The organism is Bacteroides helcogenes P 36-108, from assembly GCF_000186225.1.
In the GTDB taxonomy this organism is placed as follows: domain Bacteria; phylum Bacteroidota; class Bacteroidia; order Bacteroidales; family Bacteroidaceae; genus Bacteroides; species Bacteroides helcogenes.
In genome coordinates this window covers 1202676-1228853 of the sequence record NC_014933.1, presented here as the reverse complement: position 1 = coordinate 1228853, position 26178 = coordinate 1202676, and the positions used below count along the sequence as shown (strand labels likewise).

The 26178-nt window shown below is 46.8% G+C and carries 19 protein-coding genes and 2 tRNA genes; 11 read left to right on the top strand and 10 right to left on the bottom strand.

Annotation, left to right across the window (positions count from 1 at the left end; translation table 11 throughout):
* Positions 1-132: 132 nt before the first annotated feature.
* Positions 133-1818 (bottom strand): S41 family peptidase, encoded by a 1686-nt coding sequence (locus tag BACHE_RS04735; RefSeq protein ID WP_013546572.1) that lies wholly within the window; start codon positions 1816-1818, stop codon positions 133-135.
* Positions 1819-1838: 20 nt separating this feature from the next.
* Positions 1839-2819 (bottom strand): adenosine kinase, encoded by a 981-nt coding sequence (locus tag BACHE_RS04730; protein ID WP_013546571.1) that lies wholly within the window; start codon positions 2817-2819, stop codon positions 1839-1841.
* Between the two features lie 81 nt (positions 2820-2900).
* Here BACHE_RS04730 and BACHE_RS04725 point away from each other — a divergent pair.
* Positions 2901-2974 (top strand) — tRNA-Asn (locus BACHE_RS04725).
* 21 nt (positions 2975-2995) lie between these two features.
* Positions 2996-3069 (top strand) — tRNA-Asn (locus tag BACHE_RS04720).
* A gap of 47 nt (positions 3070-3116) precedes the next feature.
* Here BACHE_RS04720 and BACHE_RS04715 read toward each other — a convergent pair.
* From BACHE_RS04715 to BACHE_RS04705, 3 genes are read right to left on the bottom strand one after another with little or no spacing between them, the layout of a single operon-like run.
* Complete coding sequence (locus tag BACHE_RS04715; RefSeq protein ID WP_013546570.1) at positions 3117-3821, bottom strand: ComF family protein; 705 nt, start codon at positions 3819-3821, stop codon at positions 3117-3119.
* A 7-nt stretch (positions 3822-3828) separates the two neighbouring features.
* Positions 3829-4626, bottom strand: a complete 798-nt coding sequence (locus BACHE_RS04710) for an inositol monophosphatase family protein (RefSeq protein WP_041579647.1) — start codon at positions 4624-4626, stop codon at positions 3829-3831.
* Between the two features lie 59 nt (positions 4627-4685).
* The gene (locus BACHE_RS04705; RefSeq protein WP_013546568.1) at positions 4686-5183 is read right to left on the bottom strand and encodes a 3'-5' exonuclease; all 498 of its coding nucleotides are present in this window, start codon (positions 5181-5183) and stop codon (positions 4686-4688) included.
* A gap of 82 nt (positions 5184-5265) precedes the next feature.
* Between BACHE_RS04705 and BACHE_RS17275 the strand changes: the two genes are divergently transcribed.
* Positions 5266-5469: a hypothetical protein gene (locus BACHE_RS17275; protein WP_148229816.1), complete on the top strand. Its 204-nt coding sequence runs from the start codon at positions 5266-5268 to the stop codon at positions 5467-5469.
* 25 nt (positions 5470-5494) lie between these two features.
* Here BACHE_RS17275 and BACHE_RS04700 read toward each other — a convergent pair whose 3' ends face one another.
* Together BACHE_RS04700 and BACHE_RS04695 are read right to left on the bottom strand one after the other, a co-directional pair.
* Positions 5495-6832, bottom strand: a complete 1338-nt coding sequence (locus BACHE_RS04700) for an OmpH family outer membrane protein (protein WP_013546567.1) — start codon at positions 6830-6832, stop codon at positions 5495-5497.
* A gap of 32 nt (positions 6833-6864) precedes the next feature.
* Positions 6865-8295: a PEGA domain-containing protein gene (locus BACHE_RS04695; RefSeq protein ID WP_013546566.1), complete on the bottom strand. Its 1431-nt coding sequence runs from the start codon at positions 8293-8295 to the stop codon at positions 6865-6867.
* 157 nt (positions 8296-8452) lie between these two features.
* Here BACHE_RS04695 and BACHE_RS04690 point away from each other — a divergent pair, with 157 nt between their 5' ends.
* Positions 8453-10258 (top strand): LPP20 family lipoprotein, encoded by a 1806-nt coding sequence (locus BACHE_RS04690; protein ID WP_041579199.1) that lies wholly within the window; start codon positions 8453-8455, stop codon positions 10256-10258.
* A gap of 358 nt (positions 10259-10616) precedes the next feature.
* Positions 10617-12626: an LruC domain-containing protein gene (locus BACHE_RS04685; RefSeq protein ID WP_013546564.1), complete on the top strand. Its 2010-nt coding sequence runs from the start codon at positions 10617-10619 to the stop codon at positions 12624-12626.
* 73 nt (positions 12627-12699) lie between these two features.
* Here the strand turns inward: BACHE_RS04685 and BACHE_RS04680 are convergent, their stop codons facing one another.
* Positions 12700-13830 carry a Gfo/Idh/MocA family protein gene (locus BACHE_RS04680; protein WP_041579198.1) on the bottom strand — a complete coding sequence of 377 codons (1131 nt, stop codon included), beginning with the start codon at positions 13828-13830 and terminating at the stop codon, positions 12700-12702.
* A 187-nt stretch (positions 13831-14017) separates the two neighbouring features.
* Here BACHE_RS04680 and BACHE_RS04675 point away from each other — a divergent pair, with 187 nt between their 5' ends.
* The 4 genes from BACHE_RS04675 (at position 14018) to topA (ending at position 21885) form a co-directional block, all read left to right on the top strand.
* Positions 14018-14551: an NUDIX hydrolase gene (locus BACHE_RS04675; protein WP_013546562.1), complete on the top strand. Its 534-nt coding sequence runs from the start codon at positions 14018-14020 to the stop codon at positions 14549-14551.
* Between the two features lie 69 nt (positions 14552-14620).
* Positions 14621-17653 carry a tetratricopeptide repeat protein gene (locus BACHE_RS04670; protein ID WP_013546561.1) on the top strand — a complete coding sequence of 1011 codons (3033 nt, stop codon included), beginning with the start codon at positions 14621-14623 and terminating at the stop codon, positions 17651-17653.
* A 13-nt stretch (positions 17654-17666) separates the two neighbouring features.
* Positions 17667-19313, top strand: a complete 1647-nt coding sequence (locus BACHE_RS04665; protein ID WP_013546560.1) for a TonB-dependent receptor — start codon at positions 17667-17669, stop codon at positions 19311-19313.
* A gap of 145 nt (positions 19314-19458) precedes the next feature.
* Entirely contained in the window at positions 19459-21885 is a 2427-nt protein-coding gene (gene topA / locus BACHE_RS04660) for a type I DNA topoisomerase (protein WP_013546559.1), read from the top strand.
* An 83-nt stretch (positions 21886-21968) separates the two neighbouring features.
* Here topA and argS read toward each other — a convergent pair whose 3' ends face one another.
* Complete coding sequence (gene argS / locus BACHE_RS04655) at positions 21969-23786, bottom strand: arginine--tRNA ligase (RefSeq protein ID WP_013546558.1); 1818 nt, start codon at positions 23784-23786, stop codon at positions 21969-21971.
* Between the two features lie 361 nt (positions 23787-24147).
* Positions 24148-24414 (bottom strand): HU family DNA-binding protein, encoded by a 267-nt coding sequence (locus BACHE_RS04650; RefSeq protein ID WP_013546557.1) that lies wholly within the window; start codon positions 24412-24414, stop codon positions 24148-24150.
* 209 nt (positions 24415-24623) lie between these two features.
* On the opposite strand from BACHE_RS04650, the gene BACHE_RS04645 reads away from it, so the two are divergent.
* The gene (locus BACHE_RS04645; RefSeq protein WP_013546556.1) at positions 24624-25307 is read left to right on the top strand and encodes a rhomboid family intramembrane serine protease; all 684 of its coding nucleotides are present in this window, start codon (positions 24624-24626) and stop codon (positions 25305-25307) included.
* Complete coding sequence (locus tag BACHE_RS04640) at positions 25288-26178, top strand: rhomboid family protein (RefSeq protein WP_013546555.1); 891 nt, start codon at positions 25288-25290, stop codon at positions 26176-26178. Before BACHE_RS04645 ends, BACHE_RS04640 begins: the two co-directional genes overlap by 20 nt.

Below are 26178 nucleotides of genomic sequence, written 5' to 3'. Positions count from 1 at the left end.
ATAGATTATAACCGATAAAAACGAAAGAGTCATATTAAACCTTATTTATGGTTATAATATGACTCTTTATTATGACAGATAAAGACTTTCAAGCTTCAGATTGAAAATTCTCTTTCTTTAAAATTGAGCTCACTATTTTGCGGCAGGCATTTCCGGTGCGCTTAGCATTTTCTTATACTCTACCGGGCTTTCCAGAATCTTCACCGCTTCCTTCAGATCATCATCATCCTTCAGTTGTTCGATAATGCTTCCACGTTGATAATAATAACGCTTGATGATTTCCACTGCAATCATGCCTTTTATCTCTTTGGAGAAATGATCAAGGTCACGGTCAAGATTATGCGTCAGTTTCTTCTCCAGAGCCTTGAATTCCCCGGAAGCATCGGCCAGATAGCCTTCAAACTCAGCCATCTCCTTCAGGTTCTTCAAAATCTTTTCTGTCTGCTGGTCGTACTTGAAGTCCGCATTCTTCACCATTTCCTTGAAAGTCGCATAATCAGCGTCGGTTATTTCAAATTTCTCAGGAGCCGGAACCGTAGGATGTTTCAGGCAGTACCGGGTTGCATAATCAAAAATCAAATTATCATTCACCAGATAGAACAGGATATTAGGCAATTTCTCCTGTTTCACGGCAATATCAGGACTGACTCCCCCGCCATCGCGCACTTCACGCCCGGCTGCGGTATGGAATACGGTAGTCAGACTGTCGGGAATACGTCCCACACTGCCGTCCTCATTACGGTGTTTGTAATCTATGGCCTGCACGCAGCGCCCGCTTGGAATATAATATTTGGACGTGGTGATTTTCATCGTCCCCCCATAAGGCAATGGGCGTGGAGTTTGCACCAATCCCTTGCCAAAAGTCCGGCTACCGATTATTACGGCACGGTCAAGATCCTGCAAAGAACCGGCCAGAATCTCCGAAGAAGAAGCCGTTCCACTGTTTACCAGCACTGCCAAAGGAATTTCCAAATCCAGAGGCTCTCGCAGAGTCTTGTATGAACTGCTGGCCTGCTTGATTTTTCCTTTTGTAGTCACAAGGGTTTTGCCACGGGGAAGGAAGAAATTCGCTATTTCCACAGCTTCATCCAGCAATCCTCCGCCGTTGTTGCGCAGGTCTATCACCAAAGAAGTAATGCCTTTTTTCTTCAAGTCCAGAAAAACCTGCTTGAATTCCTTTGAGGGATTACCGGAGAAAGTACTGAGGTTGATATATCCGATTTTACCGTCCAGCACCGTGCTATAAGGGATAAGAGGCAACTGGATGGAACGGCGCACAATATCGAACACCAACGGTTTCTCCGTACCGGGACGCTGCACTTTCAGCTTAAAGCTGGTTCCCACTTGTCCGCGAAGCATCTCGCTGACTTCCTGGTTGTTCTTTCCCGCAAGGTCTTTCCCGTCAATTTCCATCAGGATGTCACCGGCTTTCAATCCCACATTGGCAGCAGGCATATTCTCATACGGTTCAGCTATCATGGAGCGTTTCAGCTTCGTACTCCATGTAATGATCGAACCGATACCACCGTAAGAGTTCTTCAGCATCTGTTCCAGTTCGCTCTGGTCTTCTTCCGGAAAGTAATTGGTATAAGGGTCGAGCGAATAAAGCATGGCATCTATACCCTCGCGGATGGTCTTGTCAGGATCAATCGTATCCACGTAGAACATATCCAGTTCTTTCACAATGGAATTGAATATATCCAGATTCTTGGCTATCCGAAAACTGCGGCTGTCGCCACTCTTGAAACTCAGAAAGCAGACAGCACCCGCCACAACCAGCAGAACAACCATCCAGCGCATCTTTAAAAATCTTTTCATATTGATCAATTATTATAGTCTTACAACTCACTGATTTCTTTCTTTATCCTCTCCCACTGCGCTTCCGGCAATTCCGTGCCTATGACCTGAATTACATCCCCGGAAAGGATGGAGCCTATTCCGGCACATTTTTCCAATGAATAGCCGCAGGTAAGCCCATATAAAAAGCCGGCGGCAAAATAGTCTCCGGCTCCCGTGGTGTCCGCCACTTTCGCTACCGGAAGCGCCTGCACACGTATTTCCTCCGTCCCCTTTCGGAGCAAAGAGCCGCGCGCTCCCATCTTCACAACAGCCACGCTGCACATTTTCGCAATGATTCCCAGAGCCTCTTCAGGCTCTTTTCCGGTAAAAGCTCTGGCTTCTTCTTCATTGGCAAATACAATATCCACATACTTATTGACCAGCATGGAGAAAAAAACATGATCCTCACCCACCACATTATAGCTTGCCATATCCAGACAGACTTGCAGCCCCGCCTCCTTGGCCAGTTCGATGGCACGGAGAATCATATCATGGTCTTGCACCAAGTATCCTTCGACGAACAAGTACGTATAGCCTTTGAACATTTCCAGAGAAAGCTCCTCCGCCTTCAATGTGGCCGCCGCCCCCAAATAAGTGCCGAATGTACGTTCTCCGTCGGGCGAAATAAAAGTAGAAGCCACACCTGAAGGCAGGGAAGAAGAAAACAACAGCCGGGCCTCTGTCCCCCGGTTCAGCAAGCTGTCCCGGAAAAAGTTTCCATAAAAATCATTGCTCACTTTTCCGATGAATCCGGTAGCAGCCCCAAGGCATGCCAGTCCCCGGATGGTGTTTCCGGCAGAGCCTCCCGTAGCCAGATGAGTTTCCATTTGGCCAAAGTATTCATTGATTTTCAACAGCTTACATTCATCTATAAGGGTCATGCTTCCTTTGGGAAGTTGCATTTTCTCTAATATTTCGTCGTTCTCAAGGGTTACCAGCACATCGACCAAAGCGTTGCCTAAACCTATTATTTTATCCATTTCCGATATTTTTTTTGCAAAGATATTGCATATTTCAAAATATCCTATTACTTTTGCACCGCATTTAAGGAAAAGCAACATTCTTCCTTAGCTCAGTCGGTTAGAGCATCTGACTGTTAATCAGAGGGTCCTTGGTTCAAGTCCAAGAGGAAGAGCAAAGATCCTTAAATGCAAATTCTTCCTTAGCTCAGTCGGTTAGAGCATCTGACTGTTAATCAGAGGGTCCTTGGTTCAAGTCCAAGAGGAAGAGCAAAAAGGTTCGTCATACGGCGAGCCTTTTTTGTTTTCCGTTCCCTGTCACGATCCTGCTACAGCCAACGTCAGAATACTGATACGAATCCCCTCCACTCCCCTGAATGCATCGGCACAAGCCGTGACGGTGGCTCCGGTAGTCAGTACGTCATCCACTATAAGCACATGCTTCCGCCTGAAACATCCGGGAGAAAGAAGGCAGAAGATGCCATCCACATTCTCCCAGCGTTCATAAGCCGATTTGCGGGTCTGTGTGTCGGTATGTCTCTGCCGGACAACGGAAGACACATCCATTGGAATGCCCGTCACGGCAGATATACCGCGGGCGATGCACTCGCTCTGATTATAGCCCCGCACCTTCTGCTTGCGAGGGTGCAGAGGGACAGGCAGAATCAGGTCGATACCTTCAAAGAAGCCTGCCTCCATCAGTTCCGCAGCCATAAACCGCCCCATAACCTCTCCTATGTCTTTCCTTCCGCCGTACTTCAGTAGATGCAGGACGTGCCGAAAATCACTGCCCTTATGGTAAAAGAAGCAAGAAGTGGCGCGTTCCAAAGGCAGTTTTCCCCAGAACATGCATTCCACCGGATTGTCCGTACGCAGATGATAGTCCGTGCGGGGCATATCCATGTTGCACTTCATGCAGACACATTCTTCTCCTTCCCGCAAGACGGAACCGCACACTGCGCACCGGCACGGGAAGAAAAGACGGACGAAGGGCAAAAGCCAGGTTTTGAGAACGCTTTCCATCGGTCCTTCAGAATGGCGGCACTTCCTGCGCCAACCTTACGAACAACGGATGCAGTGCTCCATTGGTGGCTATGATGTGATGGCCTTCCATGAAATCGTCGTTTCCATAAAAGTCCGTCACCTTGCCGCCGGCCTCTTGCACCATGAGCGCGGCGGCGGAGAAGTCCCACTTGCCGATGAAAGCCTCCAACCAGGCATCAAAACGCCCGGCAGCCACATAGCAGAGGGCAAGGGCTGCCGAGCCATTCATACGGATACCTGCCACGCGGCCATAAAGCTCATGTATCAGATGTTCGCCCGTACGGGCGTACTGCTCCGAATTATAGGGCAGCTCGGCCACCACAAAGGCTTCTTCCAAATCCTGCACGGAAGATACTGCCATCTCCACACCGTTCACATAAGCGCCGCCGCCTTTCCAGGCACAGAAGCACTCGCCACGGCAAGGATCATAGACCACGCCCAGCAACAATTCGCGCTTGCTGCGCAGCGCAATGCTGACGCAGTAAGGGGCATTGTCGTGAATGTAATTCGTGGTTCCGTCCAGCGGATCCACCACCCAGCAATAAGGCTCGTCACGATAGACGGCTGACCCTTCTTCGGCAATGAACCCGGCTTCGGGCAGCAGTTCTCTGAGAGCTACCACAATCCGCCTTTCCGACTCCTTGTCCACATAAGAGACATAGTCGTGCGTATGCTTTTTCCGCACCGCCTCCAGACGGAACTTTTTACGTTCTTCTTTCAAGAAACATCCCGCATCACGGGCTATGCGGCAGACTTTATCCGCCAGTGTTTTCAGTTCCTCCATCATTTCATGAGTTATATCATAAATCAATACATACATTTTCCTTTTTCTGCCATTCACGTCTATACGTCAAATACCATTCGGGCTATCCATGCACAGGCTTCCGCATCGGCCAAGGCATGATGGTGCTGCTCCAGCCGGTAGCCGCAACGGGAGGCTACGGTATGAAGCTGATAGTCGGGAAGCCCCTTGATGACCCGGCGGGAGGCCTGCAAGGTGCAATAAAAATCATAGTCGGGATAGTCCATGCCATAAGTCCGGAAAACGGCCTTCAGACAACTCTCATCAAAAGCCTTGTTGTGGGCAACCAAAGGCAGGCCTTCGATACGCGGAGATATTTCACGCCACACGTCGGGAAAGACGGGAGCCTGCGCCGTATCTGCCAGCGTCAGACCGTGCACGCGGGTAGTCCAGTAGGTATAGTATTCCGGTTCGGGGCGGATAAGGCTGTAATAATTGTCGGTCATCTCTCCATCTTTCACCACCACCACACCGACACTGCACACGCTGCATCGCTGCTCATTGGCTGTCTCAAAATCAATTGCGGCAAAGTTCTCCATCGCATCGTTTCTGTTTGGATATGCCAAAAGTAAGGAGAATATATTTCAGAAGAAAGAAGAAAGGAGAAAAAAGTTTCACCGCATGTGTCTTGCCCACCTTCTGCCTCATGTATTGATTCACTGCCACTTATTCTGCCAACGTTTACATCCGTATTGGCAAAGCATTGACAACAGTGTGACAAGGCGCGCCTCTTGTGCGGGCAGCACCAAAACAGTGCTGCCTTCACCCGCAAAACTCCCCGCACGTTGTGGCGGCAGGATACAGGGTGAAGGCAGCGAATGCTAAAAAGCTGCTCCGGAAAGAGAGAAGCTTAGAAAGTTATCTCATAAAGAGTTGAGCTTGATACATAATAGAGCTTACTGCCTATCACGCAAAGCATATATTCCATATTTGTTTCGTCAGGCAAGGTTACCGAAGAGACTTTGTTGGAGGACAAGTCACATTCATAGAAATTACGGCCATTAGGGATGTACAGTTTGCCGTCCGCCGCAAACGGATAATTTTCATAACCATAATAAGAATTATAAGAATTATAATCCTTATAGCCATAATCATGGGGATAAACCAGAGACGCAGTGCTCGACACCGAGGTATAAGGCGCATTCAATGTCCGCAATATCATTGTTCCGCCTTCGTAAGTCGTGCTGTATAGCTTATCGCTTTGTGAAAACATGCGGAGAGCAGAAGGGTCATAAGAGGCGCTTCCATCCAGATCACCTTTAAGCTCCCAATTGTTATTAGTGAAAGAATACTGATAAATTTGCGAATTTTTCATTGCAAAAATCCCCTGACTCGTAGAGAAGATAAATTCGAGATATGAATCATCTGATGCTTCGAGTACATTCACTTTAATTTTTCCCGTTGCAGGGTCAAATTCAAGCAATACAGGCTTATTATTGAAAACAGAAGAATAGCCTGTTTCTATATAAGAATAGCCCTTGCCATTATACGTACACATGCGGTTCTTATCATTAGAAAAAGAAGACATGCCATTACTTACAGCATCTATTATTTCTCTGACTGATTGGTACAGGTTAGAACGTTCGGAATCCTTTTCATCATACTGTTGCTTCAACGCATCACGGTCATTGTACAAGGTGTTATAATCTTCATCATATTTAGCGATAGCGGCTTCAATGCGTTTATACTCATCAGAGCTATAATCCAACTGATACAACTCATCACGTAATGTCTCCCTTTCATTCTGTATTTTCTGCATCTCTGCATCTTTAGCATCCATCTGGCCCTGCAAATCCTGCATTTGCGTGACCAGTGCAGTAAGCGCTGACAAGGGGCTTTCCATTCCCGCATATTCAATAGGTATATTCGTGTCCGACACATACCACGCTACAGTGACCTTACCTGCTTCCGGATTGTATTTGTAGATTGAATAGTTACCATACACGTCTCCACGATATGCCTTTCCCCTGAAGTACATATCGCTACCTATACTATACATATAGTTATAACGTAAATCACTCCCCTCAGTGAGTCCCGCATCCGTCAGTTCCGTCGTTGCCACTTTCCTCACTTTGTCCGTCCCAATCGTCCTGGACTCAAACTGCGGTATCTCCGGATCTGTTCCACAGGCACAAAGCAGTGTTGTGGCAAACATCAGCAGACCGCCATAAAATATATTTCGTTTCATAATCTTATTCTATAAATTATTAATGTACTTCATTATCTGCCGAACACATAACCAATACCTACGATAAACTCCAGATATTTGTCATTGCCTTTCAGATTTGTGTCTACAATCTTTTCCATACCGAATCCATAAACCGCACCTGCCGAAAGGGCAAAGCATTTGTATCGCCCTATAAGGCCAAGTTCCACCATCGGGCCATTGTTGTTCACCACGGTTTGATAATCGCCCGGCTTGGCGACAGTGCCCGTTTCCCAATCGAGCTGACGCCACAGACAGCCAGCACCGGCATATAGATACAAACAGTTGAAGTAACGCGCCATGAAACCGACAGAGAGGGATAAATGATGTTTCTTCGTTTTTCCGGAATAAACGCCCGTTTCGTTCGACATATCCCTCCAGTCCAAAGTAGGATTTCCATCGGTACGCCCACTGATATATCCTCCGAGTCTGCGGCAATAGCCCACCATCAATCCGAAAGAAGTCTGATTATTGTCTTGCAGCGCATTACCCAATTGCGCCATCAGGAAGAGGTTCGGCTTCTGGCGCACCAGATTGAACTCCACCACACTCGTCTCCGTAGGCCGCACTTCCACATCCTTTTCCTGCGGAATGTACCAAGCACGCTTGGCAGCCACCTTATAAGTGCCGATACTGATGGTGTCCGAAGCGTATGGCAATTCACCCACATGGCTTCCATTCACCGTAACATCCGTCTTATCCATGTTTGAAGCCACACTCATGAATCCGAAGATGGGCGGAAGACTGGCGTTCAACGCCGTAGGACGTTCGGGCACAATATCGAAAGAGCCCTTTTCTTCAGTATAATGTTCCGCTTCCACACGATAATTGTGTGTTCCCAAAGGAAGCACAGCCGTGAAAGCACCGTTCCCATTGGTCTTCTGCAACACATCATCTATATACAGCCTTGCCTGTGAAGGTGCGTAGTTCATCATCAGCGCCTGCTCCGTCACCTCCTGACGGAGAATGATCTTATCGCCTTTCACCTCCGGTACATGGAGTATCAGTTCATAAACCGTAGCCTTGTCTATGGGCTCGCCGTAAAAGTAGTTGCGGATAATGCCGAAGCGCTCGTGTTTGATGGTGATGCGCTTGGCGCCGTGCGGCACATAAAGCCAGATCTCACCCGGCTGATCCTCGCGGGCGGTGATGCCCAGAGCGTCCGGCTCAAAGAACAAGCCTTTGTCCTTCGTCACTACCTTGATGATGGCGCAAGGTTCGTTGTTCTGGTCACGCTTGGGAGCAGTGACACGCGCCGTCAGGTCGTTGGCCAAGCGTTTGAAACGCGTCACGGAGATTTCTTCCTGAGGAGAAGTCTGTTGTGGCATGATAGAGTCTGTCGCCGTTTGTGGCTGAATACTGTCGGTCGCTGCGATGTTTTGGGCAAATCCGTACTGCAAGCCCAGCCCGCAACATAGACCCACAGAAAGAATCATTTTCTTCATTGTTTTGTCTATTATTCCTATGACTAATCATTAAAAACTGTTGCAAATGTATAGCATTTTTCTTTTAATCATATTAAAAAAAACAAATATTTATCATTGTCCTGTAAGAAAAACTTTCTACTTTTGCCCTCGATTAAACAAAACACACTTTTTTGACATGAAAAATAGCTTTCTCTTTCTTCTCATTGCACTTCTATCCATCCCGGCAAGCATCGGCGCCCAGTCCGTCGAAGAAATCCAGAACAACCCCGACTACCTTTGGGGAACAGGAAACGCAACCACCCTGAAGCAAGCCGACAACAGCGCCTTAGCAGCACTCATCAGCCAAATATCCACCAAAGTATCGGCCAGCTTCGACCAGCAGACCGTAGGCGGACAGAACGGGGAACAGGCCACAGCCAGCGAATCGTTCAAGTCCGTCATCAACACCTACTCGCGCGCAACGCTGAACAACACCCGCCGCATCGTCATACAGAACGAACCGGATGCCGCCGTCATGCGCTATATCAAAGTAAGTGAGATACAGCGCATCTTCGAAGGAAGAAAGAACAAGATACTGAACTTCACCCAAGAAGCCATACAGGCGGAAAAGAAAGCACAAGTGGCCGACGCCCTGCGCTACTATTATTGGGCCACCATTCTGCTGCAAAGCTATCCCGACGGCAACTTCCTCACCATGAAAGATGAAGACGGCAATGACCAACTGCTCTCGACATGGATTCCCAAACAGATGAACGACATCTTCTCGCACATCCAGCTTGACATTGAAGACGTGCAAACCGATGCCTCGCTGAAAAACGTCAACGTCAAAGTGACCTACAAAGGAAAGCCGGCGCGAAACTATGATTACACCTACTTCGACGGCCGGGACTGGTCCAACATCTTCTCCGCCAAAGACGGCAGGGGAGTCATCGAACTGCCTGCCATGGCAAGCGCCAAAGGGCTTTCCGTCAAGACAGAATATATGTTTGAAGGCGAAGCCAACATAGACAGTGAACTTGCCGAAGTGATAGAAACCGTCAGTCCCGTAGCCATGCGCAATGCCTACCTGAAGCTGAATGGCGAAGAAACAGCCACAGGTGCAGATCTTGCCGGTGGAAACGCTCCCAAAGCAAGCGACAAAGGCATGCACTTCCTCAGCGCCGACAGCGCAGCCGTCTATCGTGCCACCTTAGAAAAAATAGAAGACGCCATCCGTTCGCGCAACTATGCCGGCGTGCAATCTCTGTGCACCGCAAACGGATATGAGATGTTCAACCGCCTCATCAAGTTCGGCAACGCCCGCATCATACGCCAGCCCGCCTATCAATACCTGGAATGCGAAGGCGAAATCATCTGCCGCAGCCTGCCCATGAGCTTCAACTTTGCGGACAACCGCCGCACCTTCGTGGAAGACGTCGTATTCAGCCTCACCAAAGACGGCAAGGTGGACGGACTGTCCTTCGGCCTGAACAAGCCCGCCGTGGACGACATCATGAACCACACCTCTTGGGGAGACACAGTGCGCAACGTGCTGATAAACTTTCTGGAAAACTACAAGACAGCCTATGCCCTGAAACGGTATGACTACATCAACAGCATTTTCTCGGACGACGCACTGATCATCACCGGCTCCATCGTGAAGTCGGCCGGAGCCGGCGAGCGCCAGCCCATGGACCGGAACATGGTGGTATATACCAAGCAGACCAAGCAAGAATACATGAAGAAACTGAAACACATCTTCAACAGCAGCGAATTCGTGAACCTACGGTTTGCCGACAACCAAGTCCGCAAGTCGGGTGTGGGCGGTGAGATTTACGGCATCCAGATAAAACAGGACTACTTCTCTTCCAGTTATGGAGACACCGGCTATCTGTTCCTCATGGTGGATCTCAACAACCCGAAAGAACCTATCATACATGTACGTACTTGGCAACCCGAAAAGGATCCTGACTTCGGACTGATAGATCTAAGCAATTTTTAAGAACGAACAATAAATACCCCCGGAAAACGTATCTATATAGAGAAAAAATATTCCATTTAACCCATATATTTAGCATTATAATCCGAGTTATATGTCAAATAATCCAAATTTGAGAATTTGGATATAAGCCCGCATACCTATTCACATAAATTTATCTATAAAACAAGCACCAATCCATTGGCAAAATTGCATCTCAGAGACATAAACGACAGACTCTGAGACAGAACATTTATTGACTATGCTTGCCAATAATTGTATATTTTCATCATAAAACTTGTATATATAACAACTTATTCATAATTTTGCAGCGGATAAACTCCTATATACAAAAGAATTACAGTAAAATCATCTATTAAACATGAGAAAAGAGTATATTAACAAAATTGCTGCAATCGGATGTATCTCCCTATTAGTTGGTATATCCGGTGGATGTATGAACCAAAATGAAGTTTACGATCCCAATCACAGAAAGGATCAGTTACCTGCCATGGATACTTACTTCGGCTTCAAAACGACAAGTGAAGTGAAACTGAATGTAAACTATGATTTACCGGGATGCAAGGCTCTGCTTGAAGTATATACCGAGAACCCCATCGACGGAAGTACCGCCGAACTGAAGAAGAAAGCCGATGTGGAACCTATATTCAAAGCTTATACCGATGAAGACGGTAAATATAATGGTATCATGACCGTGCCTGCCATGTTTGACAAAATATTCCTTTATACCGATGCCGCCGGAGTACCAAGATGCCTGGAACTGGGCATTGAAAACGGCATTGCATCCTTTGACGGCACAATAAACCGTGAAACAGAACCGGAAACACGCGCTTATCAATTTAGAGGTCAAGCTCCCTACACACTGAATGCCGGTAAAAGCCTGTATTCCCTCTGCAAATGGAAAACATACGGACAATTGTACTACAACTATACAAAAACAGTCACAAATGTAAACAGTGAAAAAATCGGTTCTTTGGCCGACCGTATAGATAAGAATCTGGAATCATCATGCAAAAACAACAATGGAAGCAATGCGCATCTTTTAGCAAATGCCGAAAAGACCAATATCTACATCAGCCCCAAAACCGCAGCCGGCAAAGATGTAGAAAGCGCCACCATTGATTTTATATTCCTTGAGCAAAGCGGAGCGTATCGTAATTCTTTCGGTTACTATTATTATAAAGGAACCACTCCTCCCACGGATATGTCGCAAGTGAAGAAATATATCATCTTCCCGAATGTGGCAAAGACAGACCATCTTACCCCATGGATGAAACAGATTACTTCAAAGACAATCCTCAAAAGTGGAGACAAAGTCCGCCTGAAATACTTCGGAGAAGACGGAAACCAATCTGCCAGCGAGCAATTCCCCGCAGGATATACCATAGGCTGGTTCATGGTAAGTGACGGCTTCAACGGCAGATATTACGATGAGTACAACAGTGACAAATGGAGACATAACGACCAACGCGACACCAATAATTATGAGATCAACGCCAATCGCCCCATACTATCTTCCAATGATGAAGAACAGCAGTTCATCACGGTGTATGACAAAAAAAGCGGAAAACTCATCATTGGCGTGGAAGACGGCGGCGATACGAATTACAAGGACCTGCTGTTCTATGTAGAAGCCAATCCGATGGAAGCCATCGTTAACCCAGAAAATCCCGGACGTCCTTCCATCGATGAAGGCGGAGAGGTAGAAGTGCCCGACGTTACAGAAAACAAGACTGGCACACTGGCTTTCGAAGATATATGGCCCAAAGGGGGAGACTATGACATGAACGACGTAGTAGTGGAATACAATCGTGCCGTAACTTTCGACAAGGACAACATGGTAAAGAAGATAGTGGATACTTTCCGTGCCATACACTGCGGTGCACAAATAACCGATGCCTTCGCCTATCAAGTGGGAGCAGGACAATTAGGAAGCGTAAGCGGCGATGGCATAATAGAGACAGCCACTAACAGCATCATAGTCTTTGAAAACTGCAAAGAAGCGGTTGGCAAAGAGTATGTCATCACCAGAGAGTTCAGTACTCCGTTCGACAAAGCCGACCTGAAAGATTACAATCCTTTTATCATCTCAAACTATGTAGCAGGAGCTACATCGCGCACGGAAATACATCTGCCGAAACGTGAAAGTACTTCTTATGCCGACAAATCGGAAAATTATACCCAAGATGACGCATACTTCATCAAAAAAGACGGGAAATATCCGTTTGCAGTCGAACTCCCCATCCTCGGCTTCAAGGTAGCCGATGAAATGAAGCGCATTGACGATGACACCCAATATCCTCTGTTCAGAACTTGGGCGGAAAGCAAAGGAACAAAAGCCACGGACTGGTACATCCACAAAAAGAAGTAAATGTCTGGCTTCCACGAATAAAAGAAGGAGAGTTTCTACACACCCTCCTTCTTTTATTTCATTATCCCCCGCCTTACAATCTCACTGTTTTTCTTTCCGCAATAGATTGTTCAGACCACGGAGTAACGGAAGTCCACAATGCCAAGTCATCAAGCGTCGCCGGATAAGGAACTTCATCTTTCAAATCCGCCTCCAAGGCTTTCAGCATGATATAGTCCATACCCTGATGATGGGTATCCTGCTCCAAAGCTTCGTGTCCCCACCATCGCCAATAGTCATGCTCATAACGGTCTATATATACCGCATCCGGTTCCCAAGCCTCATCAGGACTCCGACCCTCTACATATATTCTCCGCCCATCTCCCTGCCATATTCCTTTTGTTCCTTGTATCTCAAAATCCAGGCTGCGCGGACGAGGCAATGTAGTATCATGCGTCAACGAGATAAGTATCCCTTTCTCTGTCTCCAACTGGGTGACCACAACATCCCCCGTTCGTATATCTACAGAGGTATTCCCTCCCAAATCCCTGATACGTTGCATCAAACCTGCCGGTTTGGAAGCAAATGAAGTCAGACATTTGATCTTGTCTTTCCGGTTAATACCCGCAATCATACAAAGAGGAGCCAGTCCATGCGTGGGATAAAGGTCACCATTCTCCTCTTGATAAAACTTGCTGCGCCAAACGCTTTCCGTCTTCCCCCGGTTGCCTATATTTCCTGCGTCATCCAGCAACAAGCGGCGCAAATCGTGCCGATAACCTCCACGCATATAAACAATCTCCCCCAGTAAACCTGCCCCCACCAGATTACAGACAGAGAGGTTCTCACGCATGAAGAGTGTATTTTCCAAGGGATACACACGGCATCCACGGGATTCTGCCTGCTGAACCAAAGGCTCATATTCATCTATATAAAGTCCTCCTTTAATTTCCAGAGCAACGTGACATCCACGACCTGCACACTGCAAAGCATGCTGCACGTGGCATTGCCAGGGAGAAGCAACAAACACCAGTTCAGGAGCATGTTCTTCAAGCATATTCAAATAATCATCTTTTCCCCGGTTATAACAAGGGATACCCTGAAAATCAGAAGGCTCTATCCCAGGATCGGCAAGTGCCACTACCCGGAAAGCGGGAAGACACTGCAACAAACGCAACAGTTGCCTGCCACGATAGCCTACACCTATAAAAGCTACTTTTATCATATTTCTCTCATAAATCCGACACATTTCACTACATTATATCCGGAATTCCTGCCCTTGTTGAAAAGGCTGCCAAATATAAAACTTTCCACAATATTTACCAAACTTTGCCCTGCCACATCCTCACTTCTCCCTGTTTGCGGAAAATGAATTTTGCATTATCTTTGTGGTCAACAAAAACATTTCAATGATGGAACATCCTCTTTCCCAATTCAAATACTGTCCAAAATGCGGTTCCGCACATTTCGGGGTTAACAACTGCAAGTCCAAACAATGTGCCGACTGCGGTTTTGTCTATTACTTCAATCCCTCCTCGGCTACCGTAGCTCTGATTCTGAACGAACAGAATGAACTGCTGGTGTGCCGACGCGCCAAAGAGCCGGCCCAAGGTACACTCGACCTCCCCGGAGGCTTTATCGACATAGCAGAAACCGGTGAAGAGGGTGTCAGCCGTGAAGTAAAGGAAGAAACAGGCATGGAAGTAACCAAAGCAGAATACCTGTTCTCTCTGCCTAATACCTATATTTATTCCGGATTTCCGGTACAAACATTGGATATGTTTTTCCGTTGCACCGTGACCGATACTGTGCACTTCAAGGCAATGGACGATGCGGCCGAGGCATTCTTTCTGCCACTAAAAGAAATCCGGGCAGAAGAGTTCGGGCTGAGATCCATACGCAAGGGACTTGAAAAATTCTTGGAAATTAAAGCTCCGATTCCCTAAAAAAGCCAAACAAGTGTAACAAATCCAAGGTAAAACCCGTATGTTTGCAAAACACCTATTCTAAAGAAAATGAGACATAAGATATCCCGAATACTCTGCACAGCAATTTGCTGCGCACCTTTGCTCGCCACTGCGCAAACAAGCGAGAAAAACACCTCTGCCCAGAGACTTTATCAGGAAGGACAATCCTTGTTCCAACAAAAGGCTTATTCAGCAGCCATCTCTCCGTTACAAACTTATATACGACAAACAGATGCAAAAGGAAAGCCTTTGCCCGCCACCGGAGAGCGTCAGGAGGCTGAATACATGTTAGCCTGTACCTCCTATGAACTCAGAAATCCTCAAAGCATGGAACGACTCAGGACTTTTCTGGAAGAATATCCCGACACTCCTCATGCCAACCGCATCTATGCGCTGATAGCATCCATATATTTTTTTGAAGCAAAATATGATGACGCACTTGCCATGTTCAACTCCTCCCGTCTCGACTTGTTAGACTCCGAAGAACGAGACGACATGACCTACCGGCTGGCAACCTGCTATTTGAAAACCGGCAATGCCAAAGAAGCCGCCATCTGGTTTGAAACCCTGCGCAGCACCGGCCGGAAATACACAGCAGACTGCAATTATTATATCTCTTATATCCGCTATATCCAAGGACGACATGAAGAAGCTCTCAGTGGCTTTCTGCCTTTGCAAGACAATAACAAATACAAAGCACTGGTTCCCTACTATATCGCAGAAATCTATCTGATAAAAAAGAATTATGACAAAGCGGAAATCGTTGCCCAAAACTATCTGTCCGCCCATCCCGGCCAAACCTATACGGCAGAGATGTACCGTGTACTCGGTACGGCAGAATACCATTCCGGAAAGTTCCACGAAGCTATGACCTCTTTTGATAAATATCTGGAATATGGTACAGAAGCCATTCACCGCAGAGACGCTTTGTATATGTCGGGAATATCTTGTTACCAATGCGGCGTATATTCCAAAGTCCCTGCCATCCTCGGTGAAGTAACCTCCGAGAAAGATGCACTTTCGCAGAATGCCTATCTGCACATGGGATTGGCCTATTTGCAACTGGCGGACAAAGCCAAAGCCCGTATGGCCTTTGAACAAGCGGCTGCCAGCAATTCCGACTTGAAAATCAAGGAACAAGCATCCTACAACTACGCATTATGCATTCATGAAACAGCTTATTCCGCTTTCGGCGAATCTGTGACTGTATTTGAGAAATTCCTGAACGAATTTCCCAATTCTCCATACGCCGACAAAGTAGGCAGTTATCTGGTAGAGGTTTATATGAACACCCGTAGTTATGATGCCGCCCTCAAATCCATCGAACGCATCACACATCCCGGCAAAGCCATCCTGGAAGCCAAACAGAAGATTCTATTCCAACTCGGCACACAATCTTTTGCCAACGCAGGATTTGAACAAGCCATCGGCTACTTCGGACAAAGCATAGCCTTAGGACAATACAATTTGCAAACAAAAGCAGATGCACTTTACTGGCTTGGCGAATCCTGCTATCGACTGAACCGGATGCGGGAAGCCGCACGTTATTTCAACGAATATCTGACCCTTACCGGAGAAAGAAATACAGAAATGTTTGCTTTGGCATACTATAACCTTGCCTACATCGCTTTCAATCAAAAAGACTACTCTACGGCAGAAGGATACTTCCGCAGCTTTATCCAATTGGAAAAAGGCAAGAATCCCACCGCCTTGGCAGATGCCTGCAACCGTATCGGTGACTGTAACCTGCATGTCCGCCGTTTTGACGAAGCCAAACGATATTATACAAAAGCTGAAAGCTTGGGAACTCCTGCCGGAGATTATTCTTTTTATCAACTGGCATTGGTGGCAGGATTACAGAAAGACTATAACGGAAAAATTTCCCTGCTGAACCGTTTGGCAAACAAATACCCAAGCTCTCCGTATGCCGTCAACGCTCTTTACGAGAAAGGCCGTTCCTATGTGCAAAGCAACAACAGTCATCAGGCCATTGCCGCATTCCGTGAGCTGCTGAGCAAATATCCCGAAAGCCCTGCCAGTCGCAAAGCTGCTGCGGAAATCGGCTTGCTTTACTACCAAAACAATGATTATGACCGTGCCATCGAAGCTTACAAGCACGTCATCACCCAATACCCGGGCAGTGAAGAAGCACGTCTTGCCATGCGCGATTTAAAGTCCATTTATGTAGATGCCAACCGTATAGATGAATTTGCCGCCCTTGCCTCACAAATGCCGGGCGAAATCCGGTTTGACCCCAGTGAGCAGGACTCACTGACCTATATGGCAGCCGAAAAGATTTACATGAAAGGCGAAGCCTCATCGGCCAAGAACAGCCTCACCCGTTATCTGCAAAACTTTCCGAACGGTTCATTCAGTCTGAATGCACATTATTATCTCTGTATAATCGGTAAGGAGCAAAAAGATGATGAAGCTGTACTGGAACATGCAGGCAAATTACTGGAATATCCGGATAACACTTATTCGGAAGAAGCTCTGCTGATGCATGGAGAAATCCTGTTCAACCGCAAGCAATACGCCGAAGCAATTGCAGACTACAAAAAGCTACAAACCAAAGCCACCACCACCGAACACCGCCGGTTCGGTTCGACAGGCATACTGCGCTGTGCAGCCTCAATGAATAATGACACGGAAGTCATACAGGCCGCCACAGCCCTTCTCGGTGAAGCGAAGTTACCCCCCGAACTCCATAGCGAAGCTTTATACTACCGTGCCAAATCCTACCTGAACCAGAAAGCGAACAAAAAAGCCATGGACGACCTCAAACTTCTGGCCAAAGATACACGCACCCTGCACGGAGCAGAAGCAAAATATTTAGTGGCACAGCAACTTTACAACGCACACGAATATACCGCCGCCGAAAAAGAGATCCTTAATTTTATCGATCAGAGCACTCCGCATACCTATTGGCTGGCACGCAGTTTCATTCTTCTGTCCGACGTATATGCCGCAATGAACAAGAAACTTGACGCACGCCAATATCTATTGAGCTTGCAACAGAATTATCAGGCAGATGACGATATCGAAAGCATGATTAACGAGAGACTGGAAAAACTGAAATAAACCATAGCGCTATATGAAAAAGTTACAATATATCCTCATAGGAACGGCATTGACAGCCTTCCCCTTAGAGGGACAGGCACAGAAGCAAGTTAAAGACTCTACCGTAAATCGTACGGTTGTTGTAGAGCAGGAATATAATCCGGACATCATGGATGCCTCAAAAGTCAACGTGCTGCCCGACGTGGAACCACCCGCCATAAGCAAGAAAGAGGTGGAATATGACGTCACACTGATGCCTGCAAGAGAAATCCCGGCTATCACCATGCAAGCCTACACAGGCAAGGAAACGCAACAGAAAGCTTTGCCCGGCTACGTCCGATTAGGATACGGTAACTACGGTAATCTGGACGCACGTGCCAATTATCTGTTTACCTTGCCCAACAGAGACCGCCTTAACCTGACATTCCACATGAACGGCATGGACGGCAAGCTGAACCTACCGGAAAACAAGGAAGACTGGATATCTTACTACTACCACACCTATGCCGGTATGGACTATGTACATTCTTTCAAGAAATCAGAATTGAATGTGGCCGGAAAATTCGGTCTGAGCAATTTCAACTTCCTGCCCGGTTCAATCAACGACAGGCAGAAGTTTACATCGGGAAATATCCATTTCGGTATAAAGTCCACAGACAAGGATATGCCACTCCGCTTCTGTGCAGAAACCAATTTATTGTTTTACGAACGCCTGCACGACATTATCCTGTCAAACTCCAAAGAAGGTATCGTGCGCACCAAAGTCGATGTTGCCGGTTCCATCAGCGAGGAACAGTCCGTGGGAGTGGCCTTTGACATGGATAACTTCTTTTATAACAGCAACGGGTTTGATAATCACACCATGCTCAACCTGAATCCGTATTATCTTTTCCTGAATGATGACTGGAAAGTCCGCCTTGGAGCACATGTTGACTTGGCTTTCGGGTTAGGCAAACAGCTAAGAATTTCTCCTGACGTGACCGCACAATACACTTTCTCTGACAGCTATATTCTTTACGCTCAAGCCAAAGGAGGGAAAATACAAAATGACTTCCGTCGTCTGGAAGCCATCAGCCTCTATGGAGAGATTGCGGAGCAGCCCGATGCCACTTACGAACAATTGAATGCAGCCATAGGCTTCAAGGCAAGCCCTGTCAACGGCTTATGGTTTAACTTGTACGGAGGATGGCAAGACCTGAAAAATGATTTGTTGCAAGCGCAAGCACCTACTGCACATATAGCAGACGGTCCCTATATCAATGCACTCCTCTTGCATTCTGCCAATACACGAAACATTTATGCCGGGGCTGAAGTGCGTTACAGCTACAAAGGCATCGTTTCATTCATGATGTCGGGTCTTTACCGCGATTGGAGCATCAATGACACACAAAAGTCCATGTTGTATCTCCAACCCGCCTTCGAGGGTAACCTCCGCATTGACTTGCGTCCTGCTTCCTCCGTACAGATCAGCCTTGGCTATCAGAATGTTTCGCGCGAAAAGACAGAAGGCGAAAAGGCAACCCCCGTCAGCAATCTCTATTTGAACGGCAATTACGAGATTTTCAATGGAATATCGGTATATGCACGCCTCAGCAACCTGTTGAACAAAAAGTACCAGTTGCATTGGGGATATCCGTCAGAAGGCATCAACTTCACAGGTGGAGTGAGCTTCCTATTTTAATAGAATTGTAAGAAGCCATAGAACTAATTTGAACAAAAAAGGTCATTTTTGCTAAATTCTCCTTATATTATAAGGTGGAAAGAATCTTTTTTTTCTACTTTTGCGGTCGAATTCAGTGGCAGGAGTCACTATTAAACAGAAATTTATGCAGAAAAACCTTGTCATTGTCGAGTCACCGGCAAAAGCAAAAACGATAGAAAAATTCTTGGGAAAGGATTTTAAAGTTCTTTCCAGCTATGGTCATATACGCGATTTGAAGAAGAAAGAATTCAGCATTGATGTTGAGAAAGACTTTGAACCGCATTATGAAATCCCCACAGATAAAAAGAAAGTCGTGGCCCAACTGAAAGAGGAAGCCGAAAAAGCTGAAACCGTATGGTTAGCTTCCGATGAGGACCGTGAAGGAGAAGCCATTGCATGGCATTTATATGAAGTCCTGAAACTGAAACCGGAGAACACCAAGCGCATCGTATTCCATGAAATTACTAAAGGAGCCATCCTGAAAGCGATTGAGAATCCCCGTAATATTGACATCAACTTGGTCGATGCCCAGCAGGCGCGCCGCATTCTGGATCGCATTGTAGGCTTTGAACTTTCACCCGTATTGTGGAAGAAAGTAAAGCCTGCACTTTCCGCAGGCCGCGTACAATCGGTAGCCGTCCGCCTCATTGTGGAACGCGAACGAGAAATACATGCCTTCCGAACAGAAGCTTCCTACCGGGTCACCGCCATATTTCTGGTTCCCGACGCAGACGGAAAACAAGTGGAGATGAAGGCAGAATTGGCACGTCGCATCAAGACAAAAGCTGAAGCACAGAAGCTTCTTGAAAGTTGTAAGTCTGCCGCATTCATCATCAATGATATCACAACCCGCCCGGTGAAACGGACTCCTGCCGCCCCATTCACCACCTCTACCTTACAACAGGAAGCGGCCCGCAAATTGGGATTCACCGTGGCACAGACCATGATGGTGGCGCAACGCCTGTACGAATCAGGAAACATCACCTACATGCGTACCGACTCCGTCAATCTCTCCGAATATGCCGTGAACAGCAGCAAAGAGGCCGTAATGCACCTGATGGGTGAGCGTTACGTATTCCCGCGCCATTTTGCCACCAAGACGAAAGGCGCACAAGAGGCCCACGAAGCCATCCGCCCCACCTATATGGAGAATACCAAGATAGAAGGAAGCCCCCAGGAAAGGAAGTTGTACGAACTGATCTGGAAGCGTACTATCGCTTCACAGATGGCAGACGCTGAACTGGAAAAGACCACTGTAAACATCAGCATCGGCAATGAAGCAGACACATTCACGGCCACCGGAGAAATTGTGAAGTTCGATGGTTTTCTTCGCGTTTACCGCGAATCATACGACGATGATTCCGAGACGTCGGAAGACGAAGCCCGCCTGCTTCCTCCCTTAAAAAAAGGACAGAAGTTGCAGTATGAGGACATCACTGCCACTGAGCGTTTCACCCAGCATCCCGCCCGCTACACGGAAGCAAGCCTTGTGCGCAAGCTGGAAGAATTGGGCATCGGACGGCCTTCTACATACGCTCCCACCATTTCCACCATTCAACAGCGCGAATATGTAGTGAAAGGTGAGAAGCCGGGCGAAGAACGTGCCTATAATGTATTGAGCCTGCAGAACGGACAGATAGCAGACACCACACGCACTGAAATAACCGGGGCGGAAAAAGCCAAATTACTGCCTACCGATACCGGAATAGTGGTCAATGATTTCTTGATAGAATACTTTCCGAACATCCTTGATTTTAACTTCACTGCCAACGTTGAAAAGCAATTCGATGAAATCGCCGAAGGCGACAAGCAATGGACGGCCATCCTGAATACATTCTATAAGAACTTCCATCCATCGGTAGAAAGCACCCTTGCAACCAAGAGCGCCCACAAGGCAGGCGAACGCATTCTGGGTACAGATCCCTCCACAGGCAAACAAGTATCTGTGAAAATAGGGCGCTTCGGGCCGGTCGTCCAAATAGGTACGGCCGAAGATGAGGAAAAACCGCGCTTTGCCCAATTGAATAAAGATATGTCCATTGAAACTGTAACATTGGAAGAAGCTCTGGACCTGTTCAAACTCCCCCGTACCCTCGGTGAGTATGAGGATAAAACAGTCACGGTAGGAACCGGACGTTTCGGCCCCTATATCCAGCACAACCGTGTATATGTTTCTTTGCCCAAAACAGCAGACCCAATGACTGTTACTCTGGAAGAAGCCATAGAACTGATACAAGAAAAACAGCAAGCCGAAGCCCAAAGACATATCAAGAAGTTTGAGGAAGAGCCCGAACTGGAAATCATGAACGGACGTTATGGCCCGTATGTTGCTTATAAGGGCAGCAATTATAAGATTCCCAAGGATATTGTTCCGCAAGATCTGAGTTTGACGGCATGTCTGGAGATTGTGAAACTGCAAAGCGAAAAAACGCCAAGCAGCAAATCCAAGAGAGGTGCAAAGGCAGCGACCAAAACGGCCAAGGCAACAACATCCAAAACGACGGTCAAGAAAACGAAAGCTACCGCTACCAAGACAGCCGAAAAGAAATAAAAGAGACCTCTCCATATAAATCATCCTCCTCTATCGGGCAAAGGCCCAACAGAGGAGGATGATTTATATTATCCGGAACGTTTCTACATCCTGTCAGGCACTTCAATGCCAAGCAATCCCATGCCAAGGCGAACCACTTTTGCCACATTCTCAGACAAAGCAAGGCGGAATACCTTCAAAGCCTCGTTTTCTTCGCGCAGAATACTGAAATCATGATAGAATTGATTGTATTCTTTCACCAAATCATACGTATAGTTGGCTATGACAGACGGGCTGTAATCTTCACCGGCCTGCTTTACAACAGAAGCGAAATCGGCAATCATCTGGATCAGCCCTTCTTCTTTCTCGCTCAGCTCTATGCCGTCAGGCAACCGGGCAGGAATCTCTATGCCGGCCTCTTTCGCCTTGCGCAATACAGACTGAATGCGGGCATACGTGTATTGGATAAACGGACCTGTATTACCATTGAAGTCAATGGACTCTTTCGGATTGAAAGTCATGTTCTTGCGGGCATCCACCTTCAGGATGAAATACTTCAAAGCTCCCAAACCTACAATACGGGCGATATTGTCGGCCTCCTCTTTTGTCAGGCCATCCAGCTTGCCCAGTTCATCGGAGGTCTCTTTGGCTGTCTCAATCATTTCCGCCATCAAGTCATCGGCATCCACTACTGTACCTTCACGGCTTTTCATCTTACCTTCGGGAAGCTCTACCATACCGTAGGAGAAGTGCACCAAGCCTTTACCCCATTCAAAGCCCAACTTGTCAAGCAGGATAGAGAGCACCTGGAAGTGATAGTTCTGCTCGTTGCCCACCACATAAATCATCTTGTCGATGGGATAGTCGGCAAAACGCAATTTGGCAGTACCGATATCCTGGGTCATATAGACAGAAGTACCGTCGGCACGGAGAAGCAGCTTGTGATCCAGTCCCTCGCCGGTAAGGTCTGCCCATACGGAACCGTCTTCTTTCCGATAGAAAAATCCTTTCTCCAAACCTTCCATCACTTTTTCTTTTCCTTCGAGATAAGTATTTGACTCATAATAAATTTTATCAAAAGTCACTCCCATCATCTTGTACGTCTCATCAAAGCCGGCATACACCCAATCGTTCATCTTCTTCCAGAGGGCACGCACTTCGGGATCGTTGGCCTCCCATCTCACGAGCATCTCGCGAGCTTCTTTCATCAAGGGAGATTCAGCTTCGGCTTTGGCCTTGGCTTCTTCCTCGCTCATGCCTTCGTCCCGGAATTCAGACATCAATTCTTTCACTTCGGCTTTGTAATGCTTGTCAAAGGCCACATAGTAGTCTCCGATCAGATGATCTCCCTTCTTTCCGGAAGTTTCGGGCGTCTCGCCACCTCCATACTTCTGCCATGCCAGCATGGACTTGCAGATATGGATACCACGATCGTTGACAATATTTGTCTTTACCACCTTATTGCCGTTTGCAGCAACGATATTTGCCAGTGCATTGCCCAGCAAATTGTTGCGGACATGCCCCAGGTGAAGCGGTTTGTTAGTATTGGGAGAGGAGTATTCAATCATCACCAGTGGCGACTTGTCGGTGACGGGCACAATTCCATACGAACTTTCCGCATGTATGCCGTTCAACAGTTCAATCCAGGCAGAAGAGGCGACAGTAAGGTTCAGAAAGCCCTTGATGACATTGAATGCCGCTACCGAAGGCTCGTTTGCCAACAGATACTCACCAATCTCCTGTGCGGTTTGTTCAGGCCCCTTCCTTGACAGGCGGAGGAAAGGAAAAACAACCAGCGTGAGGTGTCCCTCAAATTCTTTTTTGGTTTTCTGCAACTGCACTTGTGCGGCAGGAACATCTTGCCCGTACAGTGCCTTCAGTCCGCTGATGACGGACGTAACCAGTTTCTGTTCTATATTCATGATTCAAAAGTATTTTCCGGGTACAAAGATAATGCAAAATTCCGATTAAGCGAGTAAAGAAAGAACTTGTTCTCTCTTGCAAACGTAAGGAATTTATTAAGACTTCTTATCTAAGATTCCTCTCATTTGGACAGGCGGTTCAGAACACCTTCTGAGAGGGGGTACATTGAGTTCCTGACTGAATGCCTTTCAGTCCCTGACTCAATGCCTTTCAGTTCCTGACTGAATCAGGTTCAATCAGTGAGTGCAATGAATAACGCCCTGCAAGGTGACGGATTTCATGGGCATTTTGTAATGATAAAAAACTTATAAAAAAAAGGAGGCACTACTTGCACCTCCTTCCTTTTGATTATACTTATGCTTATTCAGCAGTCAATTCTGCACCCGGCTTGAATTTAACAACTTTCTTTGCAGCAATCTCAATCGGTTTTTTAGTAGAAGGATTGATTCCCATACGAGCCGATCTTTCTGCCACCGCAAAAGTTCCAAAACCTACCAATGACACTTTTTCACCGGCTTTCATAGCCTTGGTTACCGATACAACAAATGCATCCAATGCTTTTTTTGAATCCGCTTTGGTCAAACCTGCTTCTGCTGCCATAGCGCTAATAAGTTCCGCCTTATTCATAATACTTAAAATTAATTAATATGTTACACAAAAGATATCTTCATTTTCATCGCAAACCTCCACAAAAATAGAGCAATATTTCTGAATATCAAATAAAAACATTAAAAAAAGAAGGGAAAATAAAGAAAAAGAGGAATACGAGCCGCGTTTTCTGTTATAGAACAGAAATAATTAGTATTTTTGCCACGAATTGAATGTAATAACAGATTATGAATACCATACCGACAGTAACCAAAAACCTTCTAATCATCAACGTATTGATGTTTCTGGGCACAATCGTCGCTCAGAGCTATGGCTTTGACCTCGCTGAATATTTAGGCTTGCATTTTTTTCTTGCCGACAATTTCAACGTGGCACAGTTCATCACATACATGTTTATGCACGGCGGATTCACCCACCTTTTTTTCAATATGTTTGCTGTCTGGATGTTCGGACGTATTCTCGAACAGGTATGGGGGCCTAAGCGTTTCCTGTTTTACTATCTGGCATGCGGCATAGGCGCCGGACTTATACAGGAATCGGTGCAATATATCCACTACGAAACGGTGCTCTCCGCCTACGACAGTGTGAATACAGGTTACTCTGTCATTCCCATGAAAGAATATCTTAATATGATGACCACCGTGGGTGCTTCGGGAGCCGTATATGCCATATTACTGGCATTCGGCATGCTTTTTCCCAACCAACAGATGTTTATCTTCCCGCTTCCTGTCCCCATCAAAGCCAAGTATTTCGTAATAGGATATGCCCTGATTGAGTTGTATTCCGGATTTGCCAACAATCCCGGTGACAACGTGGCGCACTTTGCACATCTGGGAGGCATGGTATTCGGCTTCATACTGATTATGTACTGGAGAAAAAAGAACAAAGGAAATGGCTACTATTATAACTGACCTGAAGGAGACGTTCCGCAAAGGGAACATTTACATCCAGCTTATTTATATCAATGTAGGGGCATTTATCCTCACTACGTTGCCGGAAGTCATGTTACAGCTTTTCAACCGCAGCTTAGGTGACGTGTTCGAATGGCTGGAGCTTCCCGCATCACTCACCCGCTTCACCGACCAACCGTGGTCATTGCTGACATACATGTTCATGCACGCAGGCCTGATGCACATACTTTTCAATATGCTGTGGCTCTACTGGTTCGGCGCATTATTCCTGCAGTTCTTCTCGTCCAGACATCTGCGGGGCGTATATATTCTGGGAGGCATTTGCGGAGGTGTGCTTTATATGGCCGCTTACAACGTATTTCCATATTTCCGTCCCATGACAGAAGACTCTTTCATGCTGGGAGCGTCCGCTTCCGTGCTTGCCGTTGTAGCCGCTACAGCCTATCGTGAGCCCAACTATCCGATACGCCTGTTTCTTTTCGGAACTATCAGGCTGAAGTATCTTGCGCTGATCGTTATCGGTACGGATTTATTGTTTATCACTTCCAGCAATGCCGGAGGGCATATCGCCCATCTGGGAGGTGCACTCGCCGGACTTTTGTTTGCCGCCGGACTCGGCAAGGGAAAAGATCTCACTTCATGGATTAATAAAATTCTGGACGCAACGGCTTCTCTTTTCAGTTTCACTTCCCGCAAGCCGAAAATGAAAGTACATTACGGAAGCAGTCGTCAGAAGGATTATGATTATAACGCCCGAAAGAAAACTCAATCCGAAGAAATAGACCGTATTCTTGATAAATTAAAGAAATCGGGATACGAAAGTCTGACAACAGACGAAAAGAAAAGCTTGTTTGATGCAAGCAAAAGATGA